The following is a 23928-nucleotide window of genomic DNA, read 5'->3' on the forward strand; positions in this document are numbered from 1 at the left end:
ACTGGAACCGACTGGAGCGCTATGTCGAAGCGGGTTATTTACCCATCGACAACAACGCCGCTGAAAGAGCGATCAAGCCGTTTGTGATCGGACGCAAAGCTTGGTTGTTCAGTGATACCGTCAACGGCGCCGCCGCCAGCGCAAAGATTTACAGCTTGGTCGAGACCGCCAAGGTCAACGGCCAGGAGCCCTATACGTGGCTGCGCCACGTACTGGAGCGGTTGCCATATGCCTCGACGGTCGAAGACTACGAAGCCTTGCTGCCGTGGAACTGCTCACCGGAGATGCCACGGTAAACCGTTGACTCACCTTGGGATAGGTGGGGTTTATGGATCGCTTACGATTAACCCGTCGACCTTGAACCTGACCTTTTGGCCAAGTTCAACGCCATTGTCCTTAGTTACTTCGTAACACTTTCCTGCATCACACGAATAACCCGCTGCGGAAATGGAATATCAATTCCCGCCGCTTTCAAACGGTCACGCGCCAGTTCATTCAACATGAACATCACATCCCAATAATCCGCTGTCTTGGTCCAGCAACGCAGGGAAACGGTGATCGAACTGTCGCCCAAAGTCGAAACCACCGCCACGGCGGCCGGATCGGCCAGTACGCGCGGATCCTTCGCCAGCTCCAGCAGCACTTCACGGGCTTTCTGCAGGTCGGCTTCATAGTCCACACCCACATCAAACACCACCTTGCGGGTCGGCTGGCGGTTGGTGTTGGTGATCAGGCCGTTGGACAGGCTGCCGTTAGGGATGATCACGGTCTTGTTGTCGCCGGTGCGCAGCACGGTGTGGAAGATCTGGATGCTGTCGACGGTACCCGAGGTGCCCTGGGCTTCGATCCAGTCACCAATGCGGAACGGGCGGAACAGCAGAATCAGCACGCCGCCGGCAAAGTTCGCCAGGCTGCCTTGCAAGGCCAGGCCGATAGCCAGGGTGGCGGCACCAATCGCGGCTACGAACGAGGTGGTTGCCACGCCGATCATCGAGGCCACGTTGACCACCAGCATGACTTTGAGCGCAATGTTCGCCAGGCTGGTAATGAAGTGTTGCAGGGCCAGGTCGGCATTGCGCATTGCCAGCAAACGTCCCACGCGGTGGGTCAACACATTGATCAGCCACCAACCGATGGCCAGGGTGACCACCGCCAGCAAAAACCGGCTGCCGTATTCCATGATCATCGGCAGCCACGACTCTGAGGTCTTGATCAGGTGATCCACTTCAGCATTGAAATCCATCTACATTCTCCTGGTTACCGGATGTTCGGCGTATCGAGTGGCCATAAATGCAATTGAGCCCAGGAGGGCTCAATAGTAGGCGCAGGTTGTGGGGCGTGGGACGTCAAAAACGCCCACAGGTTCCCCAATGTGCAATCAGTCGCGGAAGTTATTGAACTGCAGCGGCATGTCGAAGGTCTTGGCGCGCAGGGCCGCGATGGCTTCTTGCAGGTCGTCACGCTTCTTGCCGGTAACGCGTACCTGTTCACCCTGGATCGCGGCCTGGACTTTCAGCTTGGCGTCCTTGATGTGGGCGACGATCTTCTTCGCCAGCTCCTTGTCGATGCCTTCCTTGAGCACGGCTTCCTGCTTCATCAATTTGCCGGAGGCGTAGGCGTCCTTTACTTCAAGGCACTGCACATCGATCTTGCGCTTGACCAGCGACAGCTTGAGGATCTCGATCATCGCTTCCAGCTGGAAATCGGCTTCAGCGGTCAGGTTGACGGTCAGCTCTTTTTCCTTGAATTCGAAGCTGCCCTTGCCTTTCAAGTCATAGCGGCGATCCAGCTCCTTGACGGCGTTCTCGACGGCGTTGGTGACTTCGTGTTTGTCCAGTTCGGATACCACGTCGAACGAAGGCATGTCATATCTCCAATATAAGGGGCGGGCTCAGTAGAGATGGAGCGCGCCCAAGCTAAAATGCCGGGGCATTATAGCGGTTCTTTCGTCCCGTTCGCTGCGGGCGACCCTACGGAGCAAAAACTGATGTCGACCACCTGGCATATTCTCGGCGCCGGCAGCCTGGGCACCCTTTGGGCCACTCGCCTGGCGCGCGCTGGCGTGCCCGTACGGTTGATCCTGCGCGATGAAGCGCGCTTGGCCAGTTATCAGGCAGCCAAGGGGCTGACCCTGGTGGAACAAGGTGTAGAACACACCTACCCGGTGATCGGCGAAACAGCTGACAGTCCGGGGCCGATTCATCGCCTGCTGGTGGCATGCAAAGCCTACGACGCTCAAGCCGCCGTCGCACAGTTGCAACACCGCCTTGCACTGGACGCCGAACTAATCCTGTTACAGAACGGCCTGGGCAGCCAGGATGCCATCGCCGCGCAACTGCCCCAGGCCCGCTGCATCTTCGCCTCCAGCACCGAAGGCGCGTTTCGCGATGGCGACTGGCGCGTGGTGTTCGCCGGCCATGGCTACACCTGGCTGGGCGATGCGGGCCACCCTACCCCGCCGCTGTGGCTCGACGACTTGCACGCCGCCGGCATCCCCCACGATTGGAGCACTGACATCCTCACGCGGCTCTGGCGCAAGCTGGCGCTCAATTGCGCCATCAACCCGCTGACCGTGCTGTATCAGTGCCGCAATGGCGAGCTACAGGCCCACCAGTGCGAAGTCGCCACCCTGTGCGCCGAACTCGGCGAACTGCTGGAATGCTGCGGCCAGCCCGACGCCGCGCTGGACCTGCAACACGAGGTGAAACGGGTGATCCAGGCCACCGCCGCGAACTACTCCTCCATGTACCAGGACGTGGCCGCCGGCCGCCGCACCGAAATCAGCTACCTATTGGGCTATGCTTGCCAGGCGGCCGCCCACCACCAACTGAACCTGCCGCACCTTCAACAGCTAAAAGTGCGCCTGGTCGAGCAGTTGCTTGCACGCGGATTGCCCCGCGACTGAACCACGCGCTACCCTGCCCGCCTGTCTATCACCTGGGAAAACCCTGATGCCGCTGCGCCAGCGTCTTGAAAACCTACCGGTCGGGCAGAAACTGCTGGCCGCCTTGCTGGTGCTGTTGACCACCGTACTGCTGGTGGCCAACCTGACCTTTATCAGCGCCGCCTACTGGATTTCCCAGGAAAGCATGGCGCCCCAGGCCTTGCAGGCCATCGGCCGCCTGGTGTCCAACCCGGCGCTCGCCGCCGAGGCCCTCGAATCGCCGGCCAAGGCCGACGCATTGCTCAATGAACTGACCAGCTATTCGCCGTTGCGCGCCGCCGCCCTGTACGACGGCGAAGGCAACCGTTTAGCGCAGATGCAACACGGTGACCGCCTGCACCTTCCCGATAACTACCGGCATATCGAGGCCTGGCGTGTCACCGAGTTTCGCAGCAACCAAGTCATCACCCTGCCTCGCGCCGGCCAACCGTCCGGGCATTTGCTGCTGGTGGCCAGCAGCGAGCTGCCAGTGGCGTTCTACACCGGCACGCTGACAGCCAGCCTGGGCATCCTGATTTTCAGCGTACTGTTGTGGCTGGTCATCGCCCGCCAGATCAAACGCCTGATCACCCGGCCGATCCACGAGCTGGAAGAACTGTCGCGCCAGGTCACCCGCGAAGAGAACTACGCCCTGCGTGCCGGTCGCGGTAACCGCGATGAAATCGGCAGCCTGGCCGAAGCCTTCAACACCATGCTGTCGCGCATCGAAGCCCGAGAGCAGCAGCTCAAGCGTGCACGGGACGACTCCCAGGCGGCGTACGACCAGGCCCAAGGCTTGGCCGAGGAGACGCGCCACACCAACCGCAAGCTGGAGCTGGAAGTCCAGGTCCGCAGCAAGATCGAGAAAAAGCTCACCGGTTTCCAGAATTACCTGAACAGCATCATCGACTCGATGCCCTCGGCCTTGATCGCCCTGGATGAACAGCTCTACGTCACCCAATGGAACCAGGAAGCCAGCGCCCTCTCCGGCACGCGCCTGGATGAAGCCCTGAATCAGCCGATCTACCTGGCCTTCCAGCCGCTCAAGCCTTACTTGCCGCAGATCAGGGCGGCGGTCGAGCAACACACGGTGGAGCGCATCGAACGCGTCACCTGGTTCAAGGACGACGAAGCCAAGCACTATGCCCTCACGTTTTACCCGCTGATGGGCGGTGCCGGACGTGGCGTGGTGATCCGCATCGATGACATCACCCAGCGCCTGTCCCTGGAAGAAATGATGGTGCAGTCGGAGAAAATGCTCTCCGTCGGCGGCCTGGCCGCCGGCATGGCCCACGAGATCAACAACCCGCTGGGCGCGATCCTGCATAACGTGCAGAACATCCGCCGCCGCTTGTCCCCCGACTTGCCGAAGAACCTGGAACACGCGGAACAGGTGGGTATCGAGCTGGAGACCGTCAACCGCTACCTGCAAAGCCGCGAAGTGCCGCAGTTGCTCGACGGCATCCAGCAGGCCGGGGCGCGGGCGGCGAAGATCGTCACCCATATGCTCAGTTTCAGTCGCCGCAGCAACCGGCAGATGGCGCCTTGCGACTTGCCGGCATTGATCGACCAGGCGGTGGAGATCGCCGGCAACGATTTCGACCTGGCCATCGGCTTTGACTTCAAGGGCCAGGCGATCATCCGCCAGTTCGATCCCCAACTGGGTCCGGTCCCCGGCACCGCCAACGAACTCGAACAGGTCCTGCTCAACCTGCTGAAAAACGCGGCCCAGGCCATCCACCTGCGTGAAGACGACAGCGAACCGGGGCGCATCATCCTGCGTACCCGCCTCAACCCGCCGTGGGCAGAGATCCAGGTGGAAGACAACGGCATCGGCATGAGCGAAAACGTGCGCAAACGCACTTTCGAGCCGTTCTTCACCACCAAGGAAATCGGCCAGGGCACCGGGCTTGGGCTGTCGGTGTCATATTTCATCATCACCAACAACCACAAAGGTCAGATGGAAGTGCACTCCACCCTCGGTCAGGGCACCTGCTTTACCTTGCGCTTACCCCTGGCCGGCAGCCAACTGCCGCCTTACGAACTCACCCAACTGGAGCAATGAACATGGGCTTTCGCCTGTCGAAAATCTACACCCGCACCGGCGACAAGGGCGAAACCGGCCTGGGCGACGGCCGCCGCTTGCCCAAGGATCACCCACGGGTGGAGGCCATTGGCGAGGTTGATACGTTGAACAGCCAGTTGGGCTTGTTACTGGCCAGCCTGGAAGAACAGAGTGGCAAACATCCGGAACTGAAGGATGTGATCGAGGTGCTTACGCCTTGCCAGCATCGCTTGTTCGACTTGGGGGGCGAGTTGGCGATGCCGGTGTACAAGGCGTTGAATGCGGCGGAAGTGGACCGGCTGGAGGCGGCGATTGACCGCTGGAATGAAGAAGTGGGACCGCTGGAGAACTTCATCCTGCCCGGAGGCTCGGCGTTGATCGCCCAGGCCCATATGTGCCGCAGCCTGGCGCGCAGTGCGGAGCGGCGGTGTCAGCAGTTGAATGCGATCGAGCCGTTGGAAGGGGTGGGGTTGGCGTATATCAATCGGTTGTCGGATTTGCTGTTTGTGGCGGCGCGGGTGATTGCAAGGCGCCAGGGCGTGGCCGAGGTTTTATGGCAGGCTGCCGCTAAACCCCACTGATTATCCAGCGCCTGATCTGACGCCTTCGCAAGCAAGCCCACTCCCACATTTGACCGCATTCCAACGGTAGAACTCGGTCGAATGTGGGAGGGGGCTTGCCTCCCCGATAAGGCCGGTCAGAACAGCCTCAAATCTCAGGCCAGAACGCGCGAATCCCTGCTACACCTTGGGCCCCAGCCTCCCAAGCCTTCTCCCGCTCGGCGGGTCCAACCCCGCCCAACAGAAACACCGGTTTGCTGAACCCACGGATCAGCTCTGCGGCCTGCTCCCAACCCAACGGCTGCGCATCAGGATGGGTATGGGTCGGTTGCACCGGCGACAGCGTGACAAAATCCACGTCCATCATTTCTGCCAGAGCCAATTCCTCGGCGTTATGGCAGGAAGCAGCCAGCCAGCGATCCTTTGGCAACGGGCGCCCCTTGCTGGCGTATTTGCGCAATTGCGCCGAGGTCATGTGCCAACCGGCCGCAGGAAAATCCCCCAGCCATTCAAACGGCCCCTTGAGCATCAACTGGGCCTTGCCCGCACACAGGCCCACCGCATCCACCGCAAGGTCGCGGTATTTGGGGTCGTAGCCGTTGGGCGCGCGCAGTTGCACCAGCTTGATGCCGCCAGCAATGGCTTTCTGAATACCCCGCAGTAACGTCGGGGTTTCCAGTTCGCCCGGTGTGATCAGGTACTCGGCAGGTAAACGCGCAGCCGCAACGATCGGTGCATTGGCCGCCGGGAACTCGTAGTTGAGCAGATCCCGGGGCGCCACCCACTCCAGCGGTTGCCCTTCGGCGCCATGGGGCTCACCGGTAAAAGCCGAGACTTCCCAGACATCCAGTAACACCTGCTTGTCCGGGTAGTCATGCTGCACCTTGATCAGCGGTCGCGCCGTGGTGACCTGGATGCCCAGCTCTTCCTGCAATTCGCGGGACAGTGCGCCGGCTACCGATTCATTGGCTTCCACCTTGCCGCCGGGAAACTCCCAGAGGCCGCCCTGATGCTGGGTATCGGCGCGGCGCGCCAGCAGGATTTTGCCGTCGACACCGCGGATCACCGCTGCTGCTACATGCACTCGTTTCACCGCGCTTATCCTCTTAGGTACGGTATTCCGCGTTGATCTTCACGTACTCGTGGGACAGGTCAGTGGTCCAGATGGTTTCGCTGCATTCGCCGCGACCCAACTCGATGCGGATGGTGATTTCTTCCTGCTGCATGACCGCCGAACCCTGGGCTTCGGTGTAGGTTTCAGCACGGGCGCCACGGCTGGCAATGCACACATCGCCCAGGAACACATCGATCTTGCTCACGTCCAGGTCCGGCACACCGGCGCGGCCGACGGCCGCCAGGATACGGCCCCAGTTCGGGTCAGAGGCGAACAGCGCGGTCTTGATCAGTGGCGAGTGAGCCACGGTGTAACCCACGTCCAGGCATTCCTGGTGGTTAGCGCCGCCGTTGACTTCAACCGTCACGAACTTGGTCGCGCCCTCGCCGTCCCGCACGATGGCCTGCGCCACGTCCATGCACACTTCAAACACCGCCTGCTTCAACGCGGCGAACAGCGGGCCGCTGGCCTCGGTGATCTCCGGCAGGTTGGCCTGGCCGGTGGCGATCAGCATGCAGCAGTCGTTGGTCGAAGTGTCGCCATCGATGGTGATGCGGTTGAACGACTTGTTGGCGCCGTCCAGGATCAGGCTGTGCAGCACGTCGCGGGAGACTTTGGCGTCGGTGGCGATGTAGCCGAGCATGGTGGCCATGTTTGGACGGATCATGCCCGCACCTTTGCTGATGCCGGTCACGGTGACAGTCACGCCGTCGTGCACGAACTGACGGCTGGCGCCTTTTGGCAGGGTGTCGGTGGTCATGATGCCGGTGGCGGCGGCCGCCCAGTTATCCACAGACAGGTCGTCCAATGCGGCTTGCAGCGCGCCTTCGATTTTCTCGACGGGCAATGGCTCACCGATCACGCCGGTGGAATACGGCAGCACTTGGCTGGCGTCCACGCCGGTCAGTTGGGCCAGCTTGGCGCAGGTACGCGCCGCCGCTACCAGACCTGGCTCGCCGGTGCCAGCGTTGGCATTACCGGTGTTGGTCAGCAGGTAGCGGATGGTACCGGCCACGCGTTGCTTGGCCAGGATCACCGGCGCGGCGCAGAAGGCGTTGAGGGTGAACACACCAGCAACGGTCGAGCCTTCGGCGCAACGCATCACGACCACATCCTTGCGCCCCGGGCGCTTGATGCCGGCCGAAGCGATACCGAGTTCAAAACCGGCAACCGGGTGCAACGTGGGCAAAGGACCAAGACCAACAGCCATGAATGCGCTCCTTAAAAATGGGTGATGTCTGTGCCGTCGTGAGCGACGGTGAAATTAATGGCAAAACGCCGCGACGGCAGGAGCCGGTCGCGGCGCAGGGTGTTGCAGCGTCAGGCGGAAATCCTATTCGATCTGGCCGTGGCAGTGTTTGAACTTCTTGCCCGAGCCGCACCAGCACAGCTCGTTGCGACCCAGCTTCTGTTCGTTGCGCACCGGGCTTTGAGCCAGGGCCACATCGATCTCTTCGCCCAATACCTCAGGGGCTTCCAGGCCCGGTGCTTCGTCGTGCTGGAACTGCATACGCGCAGCCAGTGCCTCGGCTTCCTGACGCAGGCGGGCCTCTTCCTCGATCGGGTCTTCGCGACGCACCTGAACGTGGGAGAGCACACGGATGGAATCGCGCTTGATCGAATCCAGCAGTTCGGAGAACAGCGTGTACGACTCGCGCTTGTACTCCTGCTTCGGGTTCTTCTGGGCGTAACCGCGCAGGTGAATGCCGTGACGCAGGTGGTCCATGGTCGACAGGTGGTCTTTCCACAGGTCGTCCAGCACGCGCAGAACGATTTGCTTCTCGAAGGTGCGCAGTGCTTCGGCACTCGCCTGCTCTTCTTTCTCGTTGTACGCGGCCAGCAATTCGGCCATCAGTTTTTCGCGCAGGGTTTCTTCGTAAAGATGGTCGTCTTCGTCCAACCACTGCTGGACCGGCAAGTCGACACCGAAGTCGCTCTTCAACGCCGCTTCCAGGCCGGCAACATCCCACTGCTCAGGCAGGGATTGTGGCGGGATGTGCGCGCTGACGGTGGCGTTGAGCACGTCCTGGCGGAAATCGGCGATGGTCTCGCCAATGTTGTCGGCGGCCAGCAACGTGTTACGCATGTGATAGATCACTTTACGCTGTTCGTTGTTGACGTCATCGAACTCGAGCAGTTGCTTACGAATATCGAAGTTGCGGCCTTCAACCTTGCGCTGCGCCTTCTCGATGGCGTTGGTCACCATGCGGTGCTCGATCGCTTCACCGGACTGCATGCCCAGGGCCTTCATGAAGTTTTTCACGCGGTCCGAGGCGAAGATGCGCATCAGGCTGTCTTCCAGGGACAGGTAGAAGCGGCTGGAACCGGCGTCACCCTGGCGACCGGCACGGCCACGCAGCTGGTTGTCGATACGGCGCGATTCGTGACGCTCGGAAGCGATCACCTGCAGGCCGCCGGATTCCAGCACGGCCTGGTGGCGCTTCTGCCAGTCGGCCTTGATCTGGGCGATCTGCTCGGGGCTCGGGTTGTCCAGGGCCGCGACTTCCACTTCCCAGTTGCCGCCCAACAGGATGTCGGTACCACGACCCGCCATGTTGGTGGCGATGGTCAGTGCGCCCGGACGACCGGCCTGGGCGATGATCTCGGCTTCTTTTTCGTGGAACTTGGCGTTGAGGACCTTGTGCTCGATGCCTTCCTTGTTGAGCAGGTTGGACACATGCTCGGAAGTCTCGATGGTGGCGGTACCCACCAGAATCGGACGGCCCTTGGCCATGCCGTCCTTGATGTCATTGATGATCGCCGCGTACTTCTCTTCGGCGGTCAGGAACACCAGGTCGTTGTAGTCCTTACGCGCCAGTGGCTTGTTCGGCGGGATAACCACCACCGACAGACCGTAGATCTGGTGGAATTCGAACGCTTCGGTGTCGGCCGTACCGGTCATGCCGGACAGTTTGTTGTAAAGACGGAAGTAGTTCTGGAAGGTGGTGGACGCCAACGTCTGGCTTTCAGCCTGGATGTTGAGGTGTTCCTTCGCTTCGATGGCTTGGTGCAGGCCTTCGGACAGACGGCGACCCGGCATGGTACGGCCGGTGTGCTCGTCGACCAGCACGACCTGGCCGTCCTGCACGATGTACTCGACATTGCGATGGAACAGCTTGTGGGCACGCAGGCCGGCATACACGTGGGTCAACAGGCCCAGGTTGTGCGCCGAGTACAGGCTTTCCCCCTCGGCCAGCTCGCCGATCTGGGTCAGCATTTCTTCGACGAACTGGTGACCGGCTTCGTTGAGTTCGACCTGGCGGGTCTTCTCGTCGATGGTGAAGTGGCCTTCTTTGGTCACCACGCCTTCGACTTCCTCGATGTGCTGCTCCAGGCGCGGGATCAACTTGTTGATCTCGGTGTACAGGCGCGAGCTGTCTTCGGCCTGGCCGGAGATGATCAGCGGGGTACGGGCTTCGTCGATGAGGATGGAGTCGACTTCGTCGATCACGGCAAAGTTGAGTTCGCGCTGGAATTTTTCTTCCATGCTGAACGCCATGTTGTCGCGCAGGTAGTCGAAACCGAATTCGTTGTTGGTGCCGTAGGTGATGTCGGCGGCATAGGCGGCGCGCTTCTCCTCCGGCGGCTGGAACGGCGTTACCACGCCGACGGTCAGGCCGAGGAATTCATAGAGCGGGCGCATCCAGTTGGCATCGCGGCGAGCCAGGTAGTCGTTCACCGTCACCACGTGCACGCCCTTGCCGGACAATGCGTTGAGGTAAACGCCCAGGGTCGCCACCAGGGTCTTGCCTTCACCGGTGCGCATTTCGGCAATCATGCCTTCATGCAAGGTCATGCCGCCGATCAACTGGACGTCGAAGTGGCGCATGCCCATGACACGCTTACCGGCTTCACGGGCGACCGCAAAGGCTTCGGGAAGCAGCTTGTCGAGGGTTTCACCTTTGGCTATGCGGGCCTTGAACTCTTGGGTCTTGGCGCGCAATTGCTCGTCCGAAAGGGCAACCATCTGCTCTTCGAAGGCATTGACCAGCTGCACCGTCTTGAGCATGCGTTTGACTTCGCGCTCATTCTTGCTTCCAAAAAGTTTCTTTAACAAAGGCGCAAACATATCGGCAGGTTCTTCCACACATAGGGATGGAGGGCGCACCGTGAGTGGCCCGAGCAGCCCTCACGGCCGCATGCGAACGCGCATTCTACCCGGAATCGTGGGTGAGGAAAGTGGCGTTGTTCCCCGATGCTGGCATGGGGCGGTGAGAGGGCTTGTTTAAAATAAGGGCTTTTACCGGAACTTCAACCCATGGAGCGCAGAAGTTACCGATTGATTTCACGAGCAAAACCCATGGATGCAGCGCCTGGGGCGTACGGGGGCTTTCTGCTACGATGGCAGCTCTGTTACTTAAGGTGTCCAATAATGGCATTTCGCCCCTCACCAGCCCGCGCGCCTGCGGTGTTGCTTCGTGATGCCAAGCCGCTGAAAGCCATCTTCGGCCATGCGCAACGCCTGGGCCGCCTGCAACGCCTGCTTGAAAGCCAGCTGCAACCGGCCGCGCGCGAACACTGCCGCGTAGCGTCCTGGCGCGAAGGCAACCTGCTGCTAATTGTCACAGATGGCCATTGGGCGACACGTCTGCGTTATCAGCAAAAACGCCTGCAACGTCAATTGATGGCCTTTGATGAATTCGCCGGACTGACGCGCATCCAGTTCAAGGTACAACCGCCCACCACCCTGCCTGCCGTGGTGGAGCATACTCACGACCTGTCGACGAATGCCGCCGAAACCATTCAGGCAACAGCCGACGGGATCAGCAACCCCGCCTTGCGCGCTGCACTTGAGCGGCTGGCAGCCCACGCCAGGCCCAAACCCTGAGTCTCTATTTGCGCTTGCTGCCGCCTAGCAACGATCCCAACAAACCACGCACCAGTTGCCGTCCCATCTGATTGACGGCCTGCTGCATCGCCGATTTCAACGCCTTGCCTGCCGTGGTGCCCAGAAATGCACCGGCCCTGTCGGTGAAGCTCGGCTCGTCGTTGGTCGGCCTGGTTTCTTCGGTCGGGCCAAGCGCCTTGCGTGACATCAGCACTTCGTAAGCGGACTCCCGGTCGATCGGCTTGTCATAACGCCCCTGCAGCGGCGAGCTGGCTACCAACGCGGCGCGTTCGGCTTCGCTGAGCGGCCCTATCCGTGATTGCGGCGGTGCCACCAAAACGCGCTGGACGACTTCCGGCGTGCCTTTTTCCTGCAAGGTGCCCACCAAGGCCTCACCTGTGCCCAGTTCCGTCAATACCGACAAGGCATCAAATGCAGGGTTTGGCCGAAACCCATCCGCTACGGCGCGCAGGGATTTCTGTTCCTTGGTGGTGAACGCCCGCAAGCCATGCTGGATGCGCAGGCCGAGTTGGGCCAACACGCTGTCCGGCAGGTCGCCTGGCGATTGAGTGACGAAATACACACCGACGCCTTTGGAGCGAATCAGCCGCACCACCTGTTCCAGGCGCTCCTGCAAGGCCTTGGGCGTATCGGTGAACAACAAATGAGCTTCATCAAAAAACAGTGCAAGCAGCGGCTTGTCTGCATCGCCACGCTCGGGCAGTTGCTCGAATAGCTCCGCCAACAGCCACAGCAGGAACGTCGCATACACCTTCGGCGCCTCGTGCACCAGGCGGCTGGCGTCCAGCAGATGGATGCGCCCGCGCCCATCGCTGGTGGGTTGCAGGATGTCTTCCAACTGCAGGGCCGGTTCGCCAAACAAGGCTTCAGCGCCCTGTTGCTCCAGCACCGCCAGGCGCCGCAAGAGGGCCTGGCTGGATCCGGTGGTCATCAGCGCCGCGTCTTCACCCAGTAATTCCGGGTGATAGCGCAGGTGGTTAAGCAGCGCTTTGAGGTCCTTGAGGTCCAGCAACAGCAAGCCTTCGCGATCCGCCACCTTGAACGCTGCGTAAAGCGCCGACTGTTGGCTGTCCGTGAGCTCCAGGAGACTACCGAGCAACAACGGGCCCATCTCGCTGATGGTGGTGCGCAATGGATGACCGGACTGCCCGTGGATATCCCACAGCGTGACCGGATAAGCCTTGGCCGTGTAGTTCAGGAAAGGCATGCCGGCGATGCGCTCGGCGACCTTGCCTTGCGGGTTCGCTGCGGCGCCCAGGCCGCAAAGGTCCCCTTTGATGTCCGCGGCAAACACCGCCACGCCGGCGTCACTGAAGGCTTCCGCCAGGCGTTGCAATGTAACGGTCTTGCCCGTGCCGGTGGCACCGGCGATCAACCCGTGGCGATTGGCCAACCGCATGGCCTGGGCGATGGGCTGGCCGGAAAGATCGGCACCGATAAGCAGTTGCGAGGAGTCAGGCATTTCGTCACCCATGGTTAATCTTTAGTGTCGCCAGGTCGATACAGGCAGATGTGAGACCCACAAAGTCTAAAAATAGGTCAGATAGTTCCTACATGGACCACCAGAGCTACTACAAGAAGTATCACACCTTTTTTGACGCTGTCATTTTGCGCATCCCACAAGGACGCGCCTTGGATATTAAGACCTTAGCGGACCCTACAAGCCATGAATAAAAATCTGCGCTTCAGCCACAAAATCCTGCTTGCAGCCTCCCTTATCGTCATCGCGGCTTTCGCGCTGTTTACCCTCTACAACGACTACCTGCAACGCAACGCCATTCGCGACGACCTCAACAACTACCTGCATGAAATGGGCGACGTCACCGCCAGCAACATTCAAACCTGGCTTAGCGGGCGTATTGCGCTGGTGGAAAACGCCGCACAAAACATCGCCATCAACCCCGAGCCGTCTGCGGTTGCCGGCCTGTTGGAACAGAAAACCCTGACGTCCTCATTTATGGCGACCTACGTCGGCGACAGTCAGGGCGCCTTTACCATCCGCCCCGACACCAAGATGCCGGATGGTTTCGACCCGCGTGTGCGGCCCTGGTACAAGGGCGCCCAAAGCAGCAACGGCTCAACCCTGACCGAACCCTATATCGATGCGGCCACCGGCAAATTGATCATCTCCGTGGCTACCCCCAGCACTCGAGGCGCTCAGAGCATCGGCGTAGTGGGTGGCGACCTGAGCCTGCAAACCCTGGTGGATAACATTGGCGCGCTGGACTTCGGCGGCATGGGCTATGCGTTTCTGGTCAGCGCCGATGGCAAGGTACTGGTACACCCGGACAAAAACCTGGTGATGAAAACCCTGGCTGACGTTTATCCAAAAAACACACCGAAGATCAGCCCTGACTTCAGCGAAGTCGAGGTCAACGGCAAGGACAACATCGTGACCTTTACACCGATCAAGGGCCTGCCCTCGGTGAACTGGTACCTCGGTATTTCAGTAGATAAAGACAAATCCTTCGCCATGCTCAGCGAATTCCGCACTTCGGCGGTAATAGCCACGGTTATTGCCGTGGTGATCATCATTGCCCTGCTCGGCATGCTTATCCGCGTATTGATGCAACCGCTGCATGTGATGACCCGCGCCATGCAGGATATTGCCGATGGCGAAGGCGACCTGACCCGTCGTCTGACCATCCAGAATCATGATGAGTTCGGCACACTGGGTAACGCGTTCAACCGCTTCGTGGAGCGTATTCATACGTCGATCCGCGAGGTGTCCTCAGCCACCGAACAGGTGAATGAGGTAGCACTGCGGGTGGTCAGCGCGTCCAACTCGTCGATGGTCAACTCCGACGAGCAGGCCAACCGTACCAACAGTGTCGCCGCCGCCATCAATGAATTGGGCGCAGCCGCCCAGGAAATTGCGCGCAATGCCGCGCAAGCGTCCCATCAGGCCAGCGATGCGCGGCATCTGGCTGAGGACGGCCAGCAAGTGGTCGAGCGCAATATCAAGGCGATGAATCAGCTGTCAGCGATGATCAGCGCTTCCAGCAGCAATATCGAAGCGCTTAACAGCAAGACGGTGAATATTGGCCAGATTCTCGAAGTCATTACCAGTATTTCCCAGCAAACCAACCTGCTGGCGTTAAACGCTGCCATTGAAGCGGCACGTGCCGGGGAAGCGGGCCGTGGGTTTGCGGTGGTTGCCGATGAAGTGCGCAACCTGGCGCATCGCACGCAGGAATCCGCGCAGCAAGTGCAGAAGATGATCGAGGAACTGCAAGTCGGCGCCCGGGATTCGGTCAGTACCATGAGTGATAGTCAGCGCCATAGCCTCGACAGCGTGGACATCGCCAACCTGGCCGGCGAACGCCTGAACAGCGTGACCCAGCGCATCGGCGAGATCGACGGCATGAACCAGTCGGTCGCCACCGCGACTGAGGAACAGACTTCAGTGGTGGAGTCGATCAACATGGACATTACCGAGATCAACACCCTCAATCAGGAAGGGGTGGAAAACTTGCAATCCACGCTGCGAGCATGTGCCGACCTTGAGCAACAAGCGACACGGTTGAAGCAATTGGTCGGTAGTTTCCGGATTTGATCAGCAGTCCTCAGGCTCGGACCTGGCCTGCTCCTGCTCCCACAACTCGGCGGCACCGGGAAATTCGGTGCCGTCCTCGCTGTCCAGGTCATCCGGGTCATATCGACTCAAACACCCCTCCCCCAACGTAGCGGGGGCTTTTGACGTGGCTTTGTCCAACGGATCACTCATCGCTCAATCCTCAAAGGCGCGCAAAGAAAAAAGGCCTGGAACGATTTAACGCCCAGGCCCTTCATTCTTCAATCACAACAGGTCGGTCAGAACACCACTGTCTTGTTGCCGTGCACCAGCACGCGGTCTTCCAGGTGGTAGCGCAGGCCTCGGGCCAGGACCATCTTCTCGACGTCACGGCCGAAACGCACCATGTCTTCAATGCTGTCGCTGTGGCTGACACGCACCACGTCCTGCTCGATGATCGGGCCGGCGTCCAGCTCCTCGGTGACGTAGTGGCAAGTCGCGCCGATCAACTTCACCCCCCGCAGGGAAGCCTGGTGGTACGGCTTGGCCCCTACGAACGACGGCAGGAAGCTGTGGTGAATGTTGATCACCTTGCCGGCGTATTCGCGGCACAGTTCCGGCGGCAGGATTTGCATGTAGCGCGCCAGCACCACAACGTCAGCCTCGTGCTGCTTGACCAGGCGAGAAACCTCGGCGAACGCCGGCTCCTTGTCCTGCGGGTTGACCGGCACGTGGTAATACGGAATGCCATGCCACTCGACCATGCTGCGCAGGTCGTCGTGGTTGGAAATCACGCAAGCTATCTCGCAGTCCAGTTCATCACTGTGCCAGCGGTGCAGCAAATCGGCCAGGCAGTGGGATTCGCGGCTGGCCATCAACACCACGCGTTTTTTCTGCTCGGTGTCGGTGATGTGCCAGGTCATCGAAAACTCTTCGGCGATCGGCGCAAACGCTTCGCGGAAGGCATCAAGACCAAAAGGCAGCGAATCGGCACGAATCTCGTGACGCATGAAGAACCAACCGCTGAGATTGTCCGAGTGATGACTCGCCTCGGTGATCCAGCCGTTGTGGGAGGCCAGAAAGTTACTGACTTTGGCAACGATGCCGACCCGGTCCGGGCAAGCAATCACCAGCCGAAAAGTGCGCATTAGGGGGAAACTCCAGAACTTCGCAAAGGCCGCCATTCTAGCGATTGCGCAGGAAAACTGCAGTACTCGTTAACGTTTATTCTGATCACCGCCCACAGCCTTGTCCCTTAATAGCCTATGGTTTTACCACTGCATATATGAGGCTGTTGCGCCACGTCACGGCTGCTCCCGCTTTTCAAGCAGATTTATCTTAGGGTCTACGCCCTGGTAATTAACTCGAATGCATAGCATTGCTACAAACATTCAAAGTAATTCACATAAATGCGACCTTAAATGTTTACTTGGGCAAACCGCCTGACTATTATTGGGCCACTATCCCTGTCAATCAGCGCTCTACATAAGGTAGTCCACATGTCTCTGATCAACGAATACCGTGCCACCGAAGAAGCTATCAAAGAGCTGCAAGCCCGTTTGAAGAACCTGTCCCAAGACGACAAACTGCAAACCGAGCTGGAATTCGAAGGTAAATTGCGCGCCCTGATGGGTGAATACTCCAAATCCCTGCGTGACATCATTGCGCTGCTGGATCCAGAGTCGAAAGTTAAGGCTCCACGCGGCGCCGTAAAAACTACCGGTACCAAGCGTGCCCGCAAAGTCAAACAGTACAAAAACCCGCACAACGGCGAAGTGATTGAAACCAAAGGTGGCAACCACAAAACGCTGAAAGAGTGGAAAGCCAAGTGGGGCGGCGACGTAGTTGAAGGTTGGGCTACCCTGCTGGGCTAAGCCTCACCAGGCTTGCGCCTGAGCCGTTACACATAAAAAACGCCAGCTTGCTGGCGTTTTTTATTGTCTGCATAGTCTGCAAAACCGACTACAGATTCATTCTGGTTGCTAGAGAGTCCGCATACTCCTGCCATTGCTCCAGCACCTGGGACTGCAACGGTGTAGCACTTATAGCGAACTCACGCCGAGCCTGTTCAAACGCCTCAAGGGTATTCGGTGCGCCCCATTCCGGGCTCGACAAACGTTGCTGACAGAAAAGTTTCCAGCGCAGTTGCTCCTCGCTGTTCAACGTATCGGGGAAGTTGCGTGCTCGGTAGCGGAACAATAATTCAGGCAAACGCTCGTCATCAAAAGGCCACTGCTGGCGCGCTAATTGCGCAGGTTCAGCCGTTCGGACTTGTTCACATAAACGCCGGTCACGGTCTCCGATAAAACCGTCGTAAAGCTGTTGCTCAGGGTCCGAACTCGGCGTGAAGTCTTCGTGCGCGTAAATGGCCGCCAACTTATCGCGCCAAAGTTCCTGTGCGTCAGTTAGCCGCAGCGCCCGCTCCTGATAAATACTCATGTCCAAGTGCAGACGCTCACGATCTTCTGCGCGCAGCACATTCAAGGGCGCCACCACGGGGCAGCGATTGATATGCACCAATTTGAGGGGGACCGGCAGTTCACCGTCGGCCAGATCGTCACGGCGAGTGTAGAGACGCTGGCGCAAGGTATCGGCATCAAGGTCCAGCAGCCCTTGCGGGTCGAGTCCGAGGTCACAGACAATCAATGCATTGCGATTACGCGGGTGCCATGCAAGCGGCAGCACCACCCCCAGGTAATGACGTTCGGCAGAGAAACGCCCGGAAATATGCACCATCGGTTGCAGCAGACGCACCTGGTCCATCACCCGTTGCTTGCTGCGCAGTTGAAACAGCCATTCATACAACTTGGGCTGTTTCTCACGTACCAGCCGAGCCAATGCAATCGTGGCACGCACATCGGATAACGCATCGTGTGCCTGGCCATGGTCGATACCATTGGCTTCGGTCAGCCGCTCCAGCTTGAGCGTGACACGCCCATCCTCCTGCGGCCACTCGATGCCCTCCGGGCGCAGGGCGTAGGCGGTGCGAACCACGTCGATCAAATCCCAGCGACTGTTACCCCCCTGCCATTCTCGTGCGTAGGGGTCGAAAAAATTCCGATAGAGGCTGTAGCGCGTCATCTCGTCATCAAATCGCAGCGTGTTGTAACCGGCGCCGCATGTACCCGGGACGGCCAGTTCAGTGTGCACCCGAGTCATGAAGTCGGCCTCGGCCAAGCCTTTTTCCGCGAGTATTGCGGGCGTGATTCCAGTGATCGCACAGGCGATGGGGTGCGGCAGGATATCGTCGCTGGGCTGGCAATAGAGATTGACCGGCGCGCCGATCTCGTTGAGTTCAAGGTCGGTACGAATTCCGGCTACCTGAAGAGGGCGATCGCTGCGCGGGTTGATGCCGGTGGTTTCATAGTCGTACCAGAAAATGGAGGTCACGGGCTGTTCCTGTACTGAAGATCGACAAAGTCTAGGCGCTGGAAGGCGTCCGCGACCAGCACCAAATATACTGTACAAACATCCAGCAAAATCTTGAGTGGTTGCTTCCATCCCCGACACTGCTAGCATCCGTGTCTTCCAGCCACTCTGCACTGCCAAGGATCGCGATGCCGTCAGCCCCATTGGACACCCGCTACCAGATCGAGACCCCGGAGGGCATCGACCTGCCCCTGCGCCCGGCCGGCCTGGTGCCGCGCGTGCTCGCCTTTGCCTTCGACCTGGGCGTACGCGCGGTGGTCATGGGCGTTCTGCTGGTGCCATTGGCCTTGCTTGGCAACGTCGGTATCGGCCTGGGAGCGCTGCTGCTGTTCCTGATCAGTTGGTGGTACATGGTGCTGTTCGAGGTGCTCAACCAGGGTTGCTCACCCGGCAAGCAGGTCATGGGGTTGCGTGTCGTACAAGATGACGGCACTCCGATTGGCTGGTCCGCATCACTGATCCGCAACCTGCTGCGGTTTGTCGACATGCTGCCGTTCGGCTACTGCCTCGGCGCGATCAGTTGCCTGCAGCACCCCCATTTCAAGCGCCTGGGCGACCTGGCCGCCGGCACTCTGGTGATCTACCGTGAACAGCCGCTGGTACGCCCCCAGATTCCTCAAGCGACGGCCCTGCGCCTGCCCTTCGCCCTGGATTTGAGCGAACAACGGGCGATCCTTGGTTTCGCGGAACGCCAGGGGGAACTGTCCACCGAGCGCGTTCACGAATTGGCCTCGATTCTTGCCGCCCCCTTGCAGGTATCCCCTGCCCGCGCTGCGGAACAACTCAATGGCGTGGCCCGTGGCCTGCTGGGGCCAGCATGAAACAGAGCCTTTTCGAAAGCCGTCACCAGCGCCAATGGCAAGCCTTCGCCGAACAGCTCAAACAGTTGGAGCAAGGCCAGGCCAAGGCCGGTGACGTGGCCGATTTCCCTCATCAATATCGACGCCTGTGCCAGCATTTGGCCCTGGCCCAGGAACGCGGCTACAGCAGCTATCTGGTAGACCCATTGCAACAACTGGCCCTGCGCGGCCACCAACAACTCTACCGTCATCGCAGCCAACTGGCGGCGAATGCGCTGAGCTTTGTACTCGCCGATTTTCCTCGGCTGGTACGGGAGCAGTGGCGGTTTGTGCTGATCGCCAGCCTGCTGTTCTTTGGCAGCCTGGTGGGTATTGCCCTGCTGGTCTACCTGTTTCCCGACCTGATCTACAGCATCGTCAGCCCGCAACAGGTGGCCGAGATGCAGGGCATGTACGACCCTGATGCCAGCCGCCTGGGCCGCGCCGCCGAGCGTGCATCGAGCGAAGATTGGATGATGTTCGGCTACTACGTGATGCACAACATCGGTATCGCGTTCCAGACGTTTGCCGCCGGTTTAGTGTTCGGTCTGGGCAGCGTGTTCTTTCTGGTTTTCAACGGCCTCATCATCGGTGCGGTCTCCGGTCACCTGACCGAGATCGGCTATGGCCAGACCTTCTGGTCATTCGTCATCGGCCATGGCGCATTCGAACTGACCGCGATCGCCCTCGCCGGGGCCGCAGGCTTGCAGTTGGGGTGGGCACTGGTCGCTCCGGGACAATTGACCCGTGGTGAATCATTGCGGCTGGCTGCACGCAAGAGCGTGCAAATGCTCTGCGGTGTCATGATTTTCCTGCTGATCGCAGCGTTCATCGAGGCTTATTGGTCATCCACCACCGTGATAACCCCGTGGGTCAAATACCTGGTGGGCGCTGTTCTGTGGCTGCTGGTGGGCACTTACCTGGGCTTTGCGGGAAGGAATCGCCATGCGCCTGACTGATGCCAGCGTGGTCATACGGCCGCGTACTGCCTGGGAAGCCATGGATCTTGGCGCCTTGATGGCACGGGAGCATCGCGTGCTATTGATGGGCAGTTGGGCATTGGTCACCGTACCTGTGTTCGCCTTGCTTACAGCCCTGCTGTGGCAGTATCCGTCCACCGCCATATTTCTGTTCTGGTGGCTCAAGCCGGCCTTCGACCGCTTGCCGCTGTACATTTTGTCCAAGGCCCTGTTTGGTGAAACGCCCACTATCAAGCACGCTGTGCGCCAGTGGCCGCTCCTCCTCAAGGGTCAACTGCTGGCCAGCCTGACCTGGCGACGGCTGAGCCTGAGCCGCAGCTTTGTAATGCCGGTGAGCCAGCTCGAAGGCCTGGACGGCCCGGCACGCCAGAAACGCCTGGGCGTGTTGCAGCAACGCGATGCCGGAGCCGCGCGCTGGCTCACCATCATCGGAATGCACCTGGAAATAGGCCTGTGGTTCGGCTGCATGGCACTGTTCTATCTGTTCATCCCACAAAACCTCGAGATGGATTGGGACTGGCAGCGCCTGTTATTGGCGACAAGTTCGGAAGGGTTATGGCTGGAGCACCTGGGCAACGCATTCTATGTCTTGCTGCTGATATTTTGGGAACCCATCTATGTCGCCTGCGGCTTCAGCCTCTACCTTAATCGTCGCACCGTATTGGAAGCCTGGGACCTGGAGCTGGTCTTCCGACGCCTTCGTCAGCGCCTGAGCAATGTGGCCCCGCTGTTGTTATTGATGATCGGACTGATGCTGCTGCCTCTCAGCCATCCTGTCATGGCCGAAGCTTCCAGTCCCTCCAAACCGCTGAGTACCCCGAGCGCGAGCCAATCCATCAAATCGCTGCTGGACAAACCGCCCTTCAAGAACCCGGAAACCGTAACCCGTTATCGGTTTGGCGAAGAAAAGCCAGCCGGTAAAAACAAAACACACAGTGACGGCAGACTTCCCGATTGGCTGAAGGCGCTGCTGGACAACCTCAACAGCAATACCTTCAAGCACATCGCCCAAGGCTTGGAAGTTCTACTGTGGGGCGTTTTCATCGGCAGCCTGATCATGCTCGCGTGGCGTTACCGAGACTGGTTGCACACCTTCGTCAGCCGGCGCGGGCCGCGTAAGACAGAGGTTGCCAAACCCCTGCCCACGCAATTGTTCGGTCTTGAACTGGGTACCGAAACCTTGCCCGACGACGTTGCCGGCGCCGCCGAACAGCTATGGGCCACCCAACCCAGGGTAGCCCTCGCCCTGCTGTATCGAGGCCTGCTCAGCCGGTTATTGCATGATTTCAACCTGCCATTGAAAGGCGCTGATACCGAAGGCCAGGTCCTGGCACGTGTACACCAGTTGCAGCAACCACAGCTGCTGGCCTTCAGTGATGAACTGACCCGTCATTGGCAAAACCTCGCTTATGGTCACCGCCTGCCTCCGCTCCCTGCCCAGCAGAAACTATGCAGTGATTGGCGCGCCCTGTTCAGCCCAGGGAGCAATCCATGAATCGGCCATTACTATGGGTGGGGTTATTACTGGCGTGCCTGCTTGGCGCGGGCGGTTACTACGCATGGAGCAAGGCGACTCCCTATGACGAAGTGGTAGATCGTGGTCCTTCGCCAGAGGCGCTGGCCAATCCTTACCTGGCAGCCGAACATTTTCTGCGCCAACAAGGCCTGACCGTAGAGCATGCCTATAACCTGAAACAGCTGGATACCTTGCCCTCCAAGGGCAACAGCCTACTGCTGCTCGGCGAGCGTAGTAATATGTCGCCACGCCAGGTAGAACAGTTGCTGGAGTGGGCCAGGTCAGGCGGCCATCTGTTGCTGGTCGCCGAGGCGCTGTGGGATGAAGAGACTGGCAAAAGCGGTGACCTGCTGCTCGATCGCCTGCAGATTCACCAGACACTGAGTGACGAACCTGAAGAACCTGCCACTTCCCTCAAAAAGCCCTCAAGCAAGAAAGCCCGGGACCTGACCAAACTCTATGTCGACAATGAAACCGCACCGGCTTATTTCAGTTTCGACACAGATTTCAACCTGACCGACCCCAAGCACCTGGCTCAATTCTCCGCCAACAGCGCAAGGGCCAGCCACCTGATGCAGCTCGACCTTGGGGAAGGCAGTGTCACAGTGATCACGGACAGCGACCTGTGGAAAACCCCGAACATCGGCAAGCACGACAATGCCTGGCTGCTGTGGTACCTGAACCAGGGCACCGCCGTGACTTTGCTGTTCACCAGCGACTTCGACGACCTGTTCACCTTGCTGATGCGGTATTTCCCCCAAGCCCTGGTGGCACTCACTGCCCTCGTCGCCTTGGGACTTTGGCGGGCCGGCGTGCGTCAAGGCCCGATTCGGGCCCCTGCATCCCCCGCGCGTCGCCAATTGCAGGAACACCTGAAAGCCAGTGCCGATTTCCTGCTGCGGCGAAGCGGCCAGGGCACCCTGCTGCAGGCCCTGCAACGCGATATCTTGCGTGCGGCCCGACGCCGCCACCCCGGTTTTGAACGCCTCGACAACGCAGAACAGCGCCACGTGCTTGAACACCTGACGCGCCAACCCTCTCACGTCATCAACCAGGCCCTTGGCCCACTCCCGGCAAAACGGCTCTCCAGCGCCGATTTCAGCCGACAGGTGGCGTGCCTGCAAACCCTCAGGAATGCCTTATGAGTGATTTCCCAAGCACCACTGCCTTGACCAGTGAAGCCCTGCAACGCGCCAGTGGGCAGGCCCAAGCCCTGCGCACTGAGTTGCGCAAGGCAGTGATTGGCCAGGATTCGGTGATCGAAGACGTCCTGACCGCACTGATCGCCGGTGGCCACGTGCTGCTCGAAGGCGTGCCAGGGCTGGGCAAAACCTTGCTGGTGCGCGCCCTGGCACGCTGCTTCGAGGGCGATTTCGCGCGTATCCAGTTCACCCCGGACCTGATGCCCAGCGACGTCACAGGCCACGCCGTGTATGACCTGCATACCGAACAGTTCAAGCTGCGCAAGGGGCCGGTGTTCACCCACTTGTTGCTGGCAGATGAAATCAACCGTGCTCCAGCCAAGACCCAGGCAGCCTTGCTCGAGGCCATGCAGGAACGGCAGGTGACCCTCGAAGGCGAGGCGCTGCCCATCGGCCAACCGTTCATGGTGTTGGCGACACAGAATCCCATCGAACAGGAAGGCACATATCCCCTGCCGGAGGCGGAACTGGATCGATTCATGCTCAAGGTGCGCATGGATTACCCCGACGCGCAGCAGGAACTGGAGATGGTGCTCGAAGTCACCCGCTCGTCGCGGGCCGACATGCTGGCTGTACACCCATTGCGCACCGTATTGCAGGCCGAAGATGTGCTGCAACTGCAGCAGGTTGCCAGTGACCTTGCCCTGGATGAACAGGTGCTCGACTATGCCGTGCGCCTGGCACGCGCTACACGCAGCTGGCCAGGGCTGGCGATCGGTGCAGGACCGCGCGCCTCAATCGACCTGGTCCGCGGCGCCCGTGCCCGCACCTTGTTGCGCGGTGGTGAATTTGTAACACCGGACGATATCAAGGGATGCGCCCTGGCAGTACTGCGTCATCGCGTACGTATCGCGCCAGAGCTGGATATCGATGGGCTGGAGGTCGACCAGGTGCTCAGGCAGTTGTTGGATCAGATTCCGGCACCCCGGCAGTGACT

General features: G+C 59.9%; 21 protein-coding genes and 1 pseudogene. 13 read left to right on the plus strand and 9 right to left on the minus strand.

Annotated features, from left to right (window positions below):
* A partial coding sequence (locus BM026_RS24735) for a transposase domain-containing protein (protein WP_139217576.1) occupies nucleotides 1-296 on the plus strand: 296 nt, incomplete at its 5' end.
* Between the two features lie 104 nt (nucleotides 297-400).
* Here BM026_RS24735 and BM026_RS24740 read toward each other — a convergent pair.
* Both BM026_RS24740 and BM026_RS24745 read right to left on the minus strand, forming a co-directional pair.
* On the minus strand, nucleotides 401-1243 hold the full coding sequence (locus BM026_RS24740; protein ID WP_071489386.1) for a mechanosensitive ion channel family protein: 843 nt from the start codon (nucleotides 1241-1243) through the stop codon (nucleotides 401-403).
* Nucleotides 1244-1378: 135 nt separating this feature from the next.
* Nucleotides 1379-1864, minus strand: coding sequence for a YajQ family cyclic di-GMP-binding protein (locus BM026_RS24745; protein WP_071489385.1), 486 nt, complete (start codon nucleotides 1862-1864; stop codon nucleotides 1379-1381).
* A gap of 123 nt (nucleotides 1865-1987) precedes the next feature.
* On the opposite strand from BM026_RS24745, the gene BM026_RS24750 reads away from it, so the two are divergent.
* From BM026_RS24750 to BM026_RS24760, 3 genes are read left to right on the plus strand one after another with little or no spacing between them, the layout of a single operon-like run.
* Complete coding sequence (locus tag BM026_RS24750) at nucleotides 1988-2905, plus strand: putative 2-dehydropantoate 2-reductase (protein WP_093530437.1); 918 nt, start codon at nucleotides 1988-1990, stop codon at nucleotides 2903-2905.
* Nucleotides 2906-2951: 46 nt separating this feature from the next.
* Nucleotides 2952-4988 (plus strand): sensor histidine kinase, encoded by a 2037-nt coding sequence (locus BM026_RS24755; protein ID WP_093513909.1) that lies wholly within the window; start codon nucleotides 2952-2954, stop codon nucleotides 4986-4988.
* Between the two features lie 2 nt (nucleotides 4989-4990).
* Entirely contained in the window at nucleotides 4991-5569 is a 579-nt protein-coding gene (locus BM026_RS24760; RefSeq protein WP_093530439.1) for a cob(I)yrinic acid a,c-diamide adenosyltransferase, read from the plus strand.
* A 127-nt stretch (nucleotides 5570-5696) separates the two neighbouring features.
* On the opposite strand, the gene BM026_RS24765 is transcribed toward BM026_RS24760, so the two are convergent.
* From BM026_RS24765 to secA, 3 genes are all read right to left on the minus strand, one after another.
* Nucleotides 5697-6641 carry a Nudix family hydrolase gene (locus tag BM026_RS24765; RefSeq protein ID WP_093530441.1) on the minus strand — a complete coding sequence of 315 codons (945 nt, stop codon included), beginning with the start codon at nucleotides 6639-6641 and terminating at the stop codon, nucleotides 5697-5699.
* Nucleotides 6642-6654: 13 nt separating this feature from the next.
* Complete coding sequence (gene argJ / locus BM026_RS24770) at nucleotides 6655-7872, minus strand: bifunctional glutamate N-acetyltransferase/amino-acid acetyltransferase ArgJ (RefSeq protein ID WP_071489380.1); 1218 nt, start codon at nucleotides 7870-7872, stop codon at nucleotides 6655-6657.
* Nucleotides 7873-7995: 123 nt separating this feature from the next.
* Entirely contained in the window at nucleotides 7996-10731 is a 2736-nt protein-coding gene (gene secA, locus BM026_RS24775; protein ID WP_093530443.1) for a preprotein translocase subunit SecA, read from the minus strand.
* Nucleotides 10732-11034: 303 nt separating this feature from the next.
* Here secA and BM026_RS24780 point away from each other — a divergent pair, with 303 nt between their 5' ends.
* The gene (locus BM026_RS24780; RefSeq protein WP_071489378.1) at nucleotides 11035-11490 is read left to right on the plus strand and encodes a DUF721 domain-containing protein; all 456 of its coding nucleotides are present in this window, start codon (nucleotides 11035-11037) and stop codon (nucleotides 11488-11490) included.
* Nucleotides 11491-11494: 4 nt separating this feature from the next.
* Here the strand turns inward: BM026_RS24780 and BM026_RS24785 are convergent, their stop codons facing one another.
* On the minus strand, nucleotides 11495-12973 hold the full coding sequence (locus BM026_RS24785; protein WP_093530483.1) for a helicase HerA-like domain-containing protein: 1479 nt from the start codon (nucleotides 12971-12973) through the stop codon (nucleotides 11495-11497).
* 204 nt (nucleotides 12974-13177) lie between these two features.
* Here BM026_RS24785 and BM026_RS29685 point away from each other — a divergent pair.
* Nucleotides 13178-14209 (plus strand): annotated as a pseudogene (locus tag BM026_RS29685) (cache domain-containing protein); the annotation flags it as partial.
* 93 nt (nucleotides 14210-14302) lie between these two features.
* A complete protein-coding gene (locus BM026_RS29690) occupies nucleotides 14303-15067 on the plus strand; it encodes a methyl-accepting chemotaxis protein (RefSeq protein ID WP_371914386.1) in 765 nt (254 codons plus the stop codon).
* Here the strand turns inward: BM026_RS29690 and BM026_RS29255 are convergent, their stop codons facing one another.
* Both BM026_RS29255 and purU read right to left on the minus strand, forming a co-directional pair.
* Entirely contained in the window at nucleotides 15068-15238 is a 171-nt protein-coding gene (locus tag BM026_RS29255; protein ID WP_165447918.1) for a hypothetical protein, read from the minus strand. It lies immediately after the preceding gene.
* Between the two features lie 86 nt (nucleotides 15239-15324).
* Complete coding sequence (gene purU, locus BM026_RS24795) at nucleotides 15325-16173, minus strand: formyltetrahydrofolate deformylase (RefSeq protein ID WP_071489376.1); 849 nt, start codon at nucleotides 16171-16173, stop codon at nucleotides 15325-15327.
* Between the two features lie 351 nt (nucleotides 16174-16524).
* On the opposite strand from purU, the gene mvaT reads away from it, so the two are divergent.
* Nucleotides 16525-16899 (plus strand): histone-like nucleoid-structuring protein MvaT, encoded by a 375-nt coding sequence (mvaT, locus tag BM026_RS24800; protein WP_016970296.1) that lies wholly within the window; start codon nucleotides 16525-16527, stop codon nucleotides 16897-16899.
* A gap of 88 nt (nucleotides 16900-16987) precedes the next feature.
* On the opposite strand, the gene sbcB is transcribed toward mvaT, so the two are convergent.
* Nucleotides 16988-18415: an exodeoxyribonuclease I gene (sbcB, locus tag BM026_RS24805; RefSeq protein ID WP_093530445.1), complete on the minus strand. Its 1428-nt coding sequence runs from the start codon at nucleotides 18413-18415 to the stop codon at nucleotides 16988-16990.
* A gap of 167 nt (nucleotides 18416-18582) precedes the next feature.
* Here sbcB and BM026_RS24810 point away from each other — a divergent pair, with 167 nt between their 5' ends.
* From BM026_RS24810 to BM026_RS24830, 5 genes are read left to right on the plus strand one after another with little or no spacing between them, the layout of a single operon-like run.
* Nucleotides 18583-19275: an RDD family protein gene (locus BM026_RS24810; protein ID WP_092246852.1), complete on the plus strand. Its 693-nt coding sequence runs from the start codon at nucleotides 18583-18585 to the stop codon at nucleotides 19273-19275.
* On the plus strand, nucleotides 19272-20252 hold the full coding sequence (locus BM026_RS24815) for a stage II sporulation protein M (protein WP_093125214.1): 981 nt from the start codon (nucleotides 19272-19274) through the stop codon (nucleotides 20250-20252). Before BM026_RS24810 ends, BM026_RS24815 begins: the two co-directional genes overlap by 4 nt.
* The gene (locus tag BM026_RS24820) at nucleotides 20239-21768 is read left to right on the plus strand and encodes a DUF4129 domain-containing protein (protein ID WP_093530485.1); all 1530 of its coding nucleotides are present in this window, start codon (nucleotides 20239-20241) and stop codon (nucleotides 21766-21768) included. The genes BM026_RS24815 and BM026_RS24820 overlap by 14 nt, the downstream gene beginning before the upstream one ends.
* Nucleotides 21765-22934 carry a DUF4350 domain-containing protein gene (locus tag BM026_RS24825; RefSeq protein WP_093513906.1) on the plus strand — a complete coding sequence of 390 codons (1170 nt, stop codon included), beginning with the start codon at nucleotides 21765-21767 and terminating at the stop codon, nucleotides 22932-22934. The genes BM026_RS24820 and BM026_RS24825 overlap by 4 nt, the downstream gene beginning before the upstream one ends.
* Entirely contained in the window at nucleotides 22931-23926 is a 996-nt protein-coding gene (locus BM026_RS24830) for an AAA family ATPase (protein WP_093530447.1), read from the plus strand. The genes BM026_RS24825 and BM026_RS24830 overlap by 4 nt, the downstream gene beginning before the upstream one ends.
* Nucleotides 23927-23928 lie beyond the last annotated feature (2 nt).

Origin of the sequence: Pseudomonas sp. NFPP24 (assembly GCF_900112095.1) — a bacterium.
Classification (GTDB): Bacteria; Pseudomonadota; Gammaproteobacteria; order Pseudomonadales; family Pseudomonadaceae; genus Aquipseudomonas; species Aquipseudomonas extremorientalis.

Coding starts and splice junctions, on each gene's coding strand:
- BM026_RS24740 (WP_071489386.1), bottom strand. CDS start 1,243: ATGGATTTCAATGCTGAAGTGGATCACCTGATCAAGACCTCAGAGTCG.
- BM026_RS24745 (WP_071489385.1), bottom strand. CDS start 1,864: ATGCCTTCGTTCGACGTGGTATCCGAACTGGACAAACACGAAGTCACC.
- BM026_RS24750 (WP_093530437.1), top strand. CDS start 1,988: ATGTCGACCACCTGGCATATTCTCGGCGCCGGCAGCCTGGGCACCCTT.
- BM026_RS24755 (WP_093513909.1), top strand. CDS start 2,952: ATGCCGCTGCGCCAGCGTCTTGAAAACCTACCGGTCGGGCAGAAACTG.
- BM026_RS24760 (WP_093530439.1), top strand. CDS start 4,991: ATGGGCTTTCGCCTGTCGAAAATCTACACCCGCACCGGCGACAAGGGC.
- argJ (WP_071489380.1), bottom strand. CDS start 7,872: ATGGCTGTTGGTCTTGGTCCTTTGCCCACGTTGCACCCGGTTGCCGGT.
- secA (WP_093530443.1), bottom strand. CDS start 10,731: ATGTTTGCGCCTTTGTTAAAGAAACTTTTTGGAAGCAAGAATGAGCGC.
- BM026_RS24780 (WP_071489378.1), top strand. CDS start 11,035: ATGGCATTTCGCCCCTCACCAGCCCGCGCGCCTGCGGTGTTGCTTCGT.
- BM026_RS24785 (WP_093530483.1), bottom strand. CDS start 12,973: ATGCCTGACTCCTCGCAACTGCTTATCGGTGCCGATCTTTCCGGCCAG.
- BM026_RS29690 (WP_371914386.1), top strand. CDS start 14,303: ATGGTCAACTCCGACGAGCAGGCCAACCGTACCAACAGTGTCGCCGCC.
- BM026_RS29255 (WP_165447918.1), bottom strand. CDS start 15,238: ATGAGTGATCCGTTGGACAAAGCCACGTCAAAAGCCCCCGCTACGTTG.
- purU (WP_071489376.1), bottom strand. CDS start 16,173: ATGCGCACTTTTCGGCTGGTGATTGCTTGCCCGGACCGGGTCGGCATC.
- mvaT (WP_016970296.1), top strand. CDS start 16,525: ATGTCTCTGATCAACGAATACCGTGCCACCGAAGAAGCTATCAAAGAG.
- BM026_RS24810 (WP_092246852.1), top strand. CDS start 18,583: ATGCCGTCAGCCCCATTGGACACCCGCTACCAGATCGAGACCCCGGAG.
- BM026_RS24815 (WP_093125214.1), top strand. CDS start 19,272: ATGAAACAGAGCCTTTTCGAAAGCCGTCACCAGCGCCAATGGCAAGCC.
- BM026_RS24820 (WP_093530485.1), top strand. CDS start 20,239: ATGCGCCTGACTGATGCCAGCGTGGTCATACGGCCGCGTACTGCCTGG.
- BM026_RS24825 (WP_093513906.1), top strand. CDS start 21,765: ATGAATCGGCCATTACTATGGGTGGGGTTATTACTGGCGTGCCTGCTT.
- BM026_RS24830 (WP_093530447.1), top strand. CDS start 22,931: ATGAGTGATTTCCCAAGCACCACTGCCTTGACCAGTGAAGCCCTGCAA.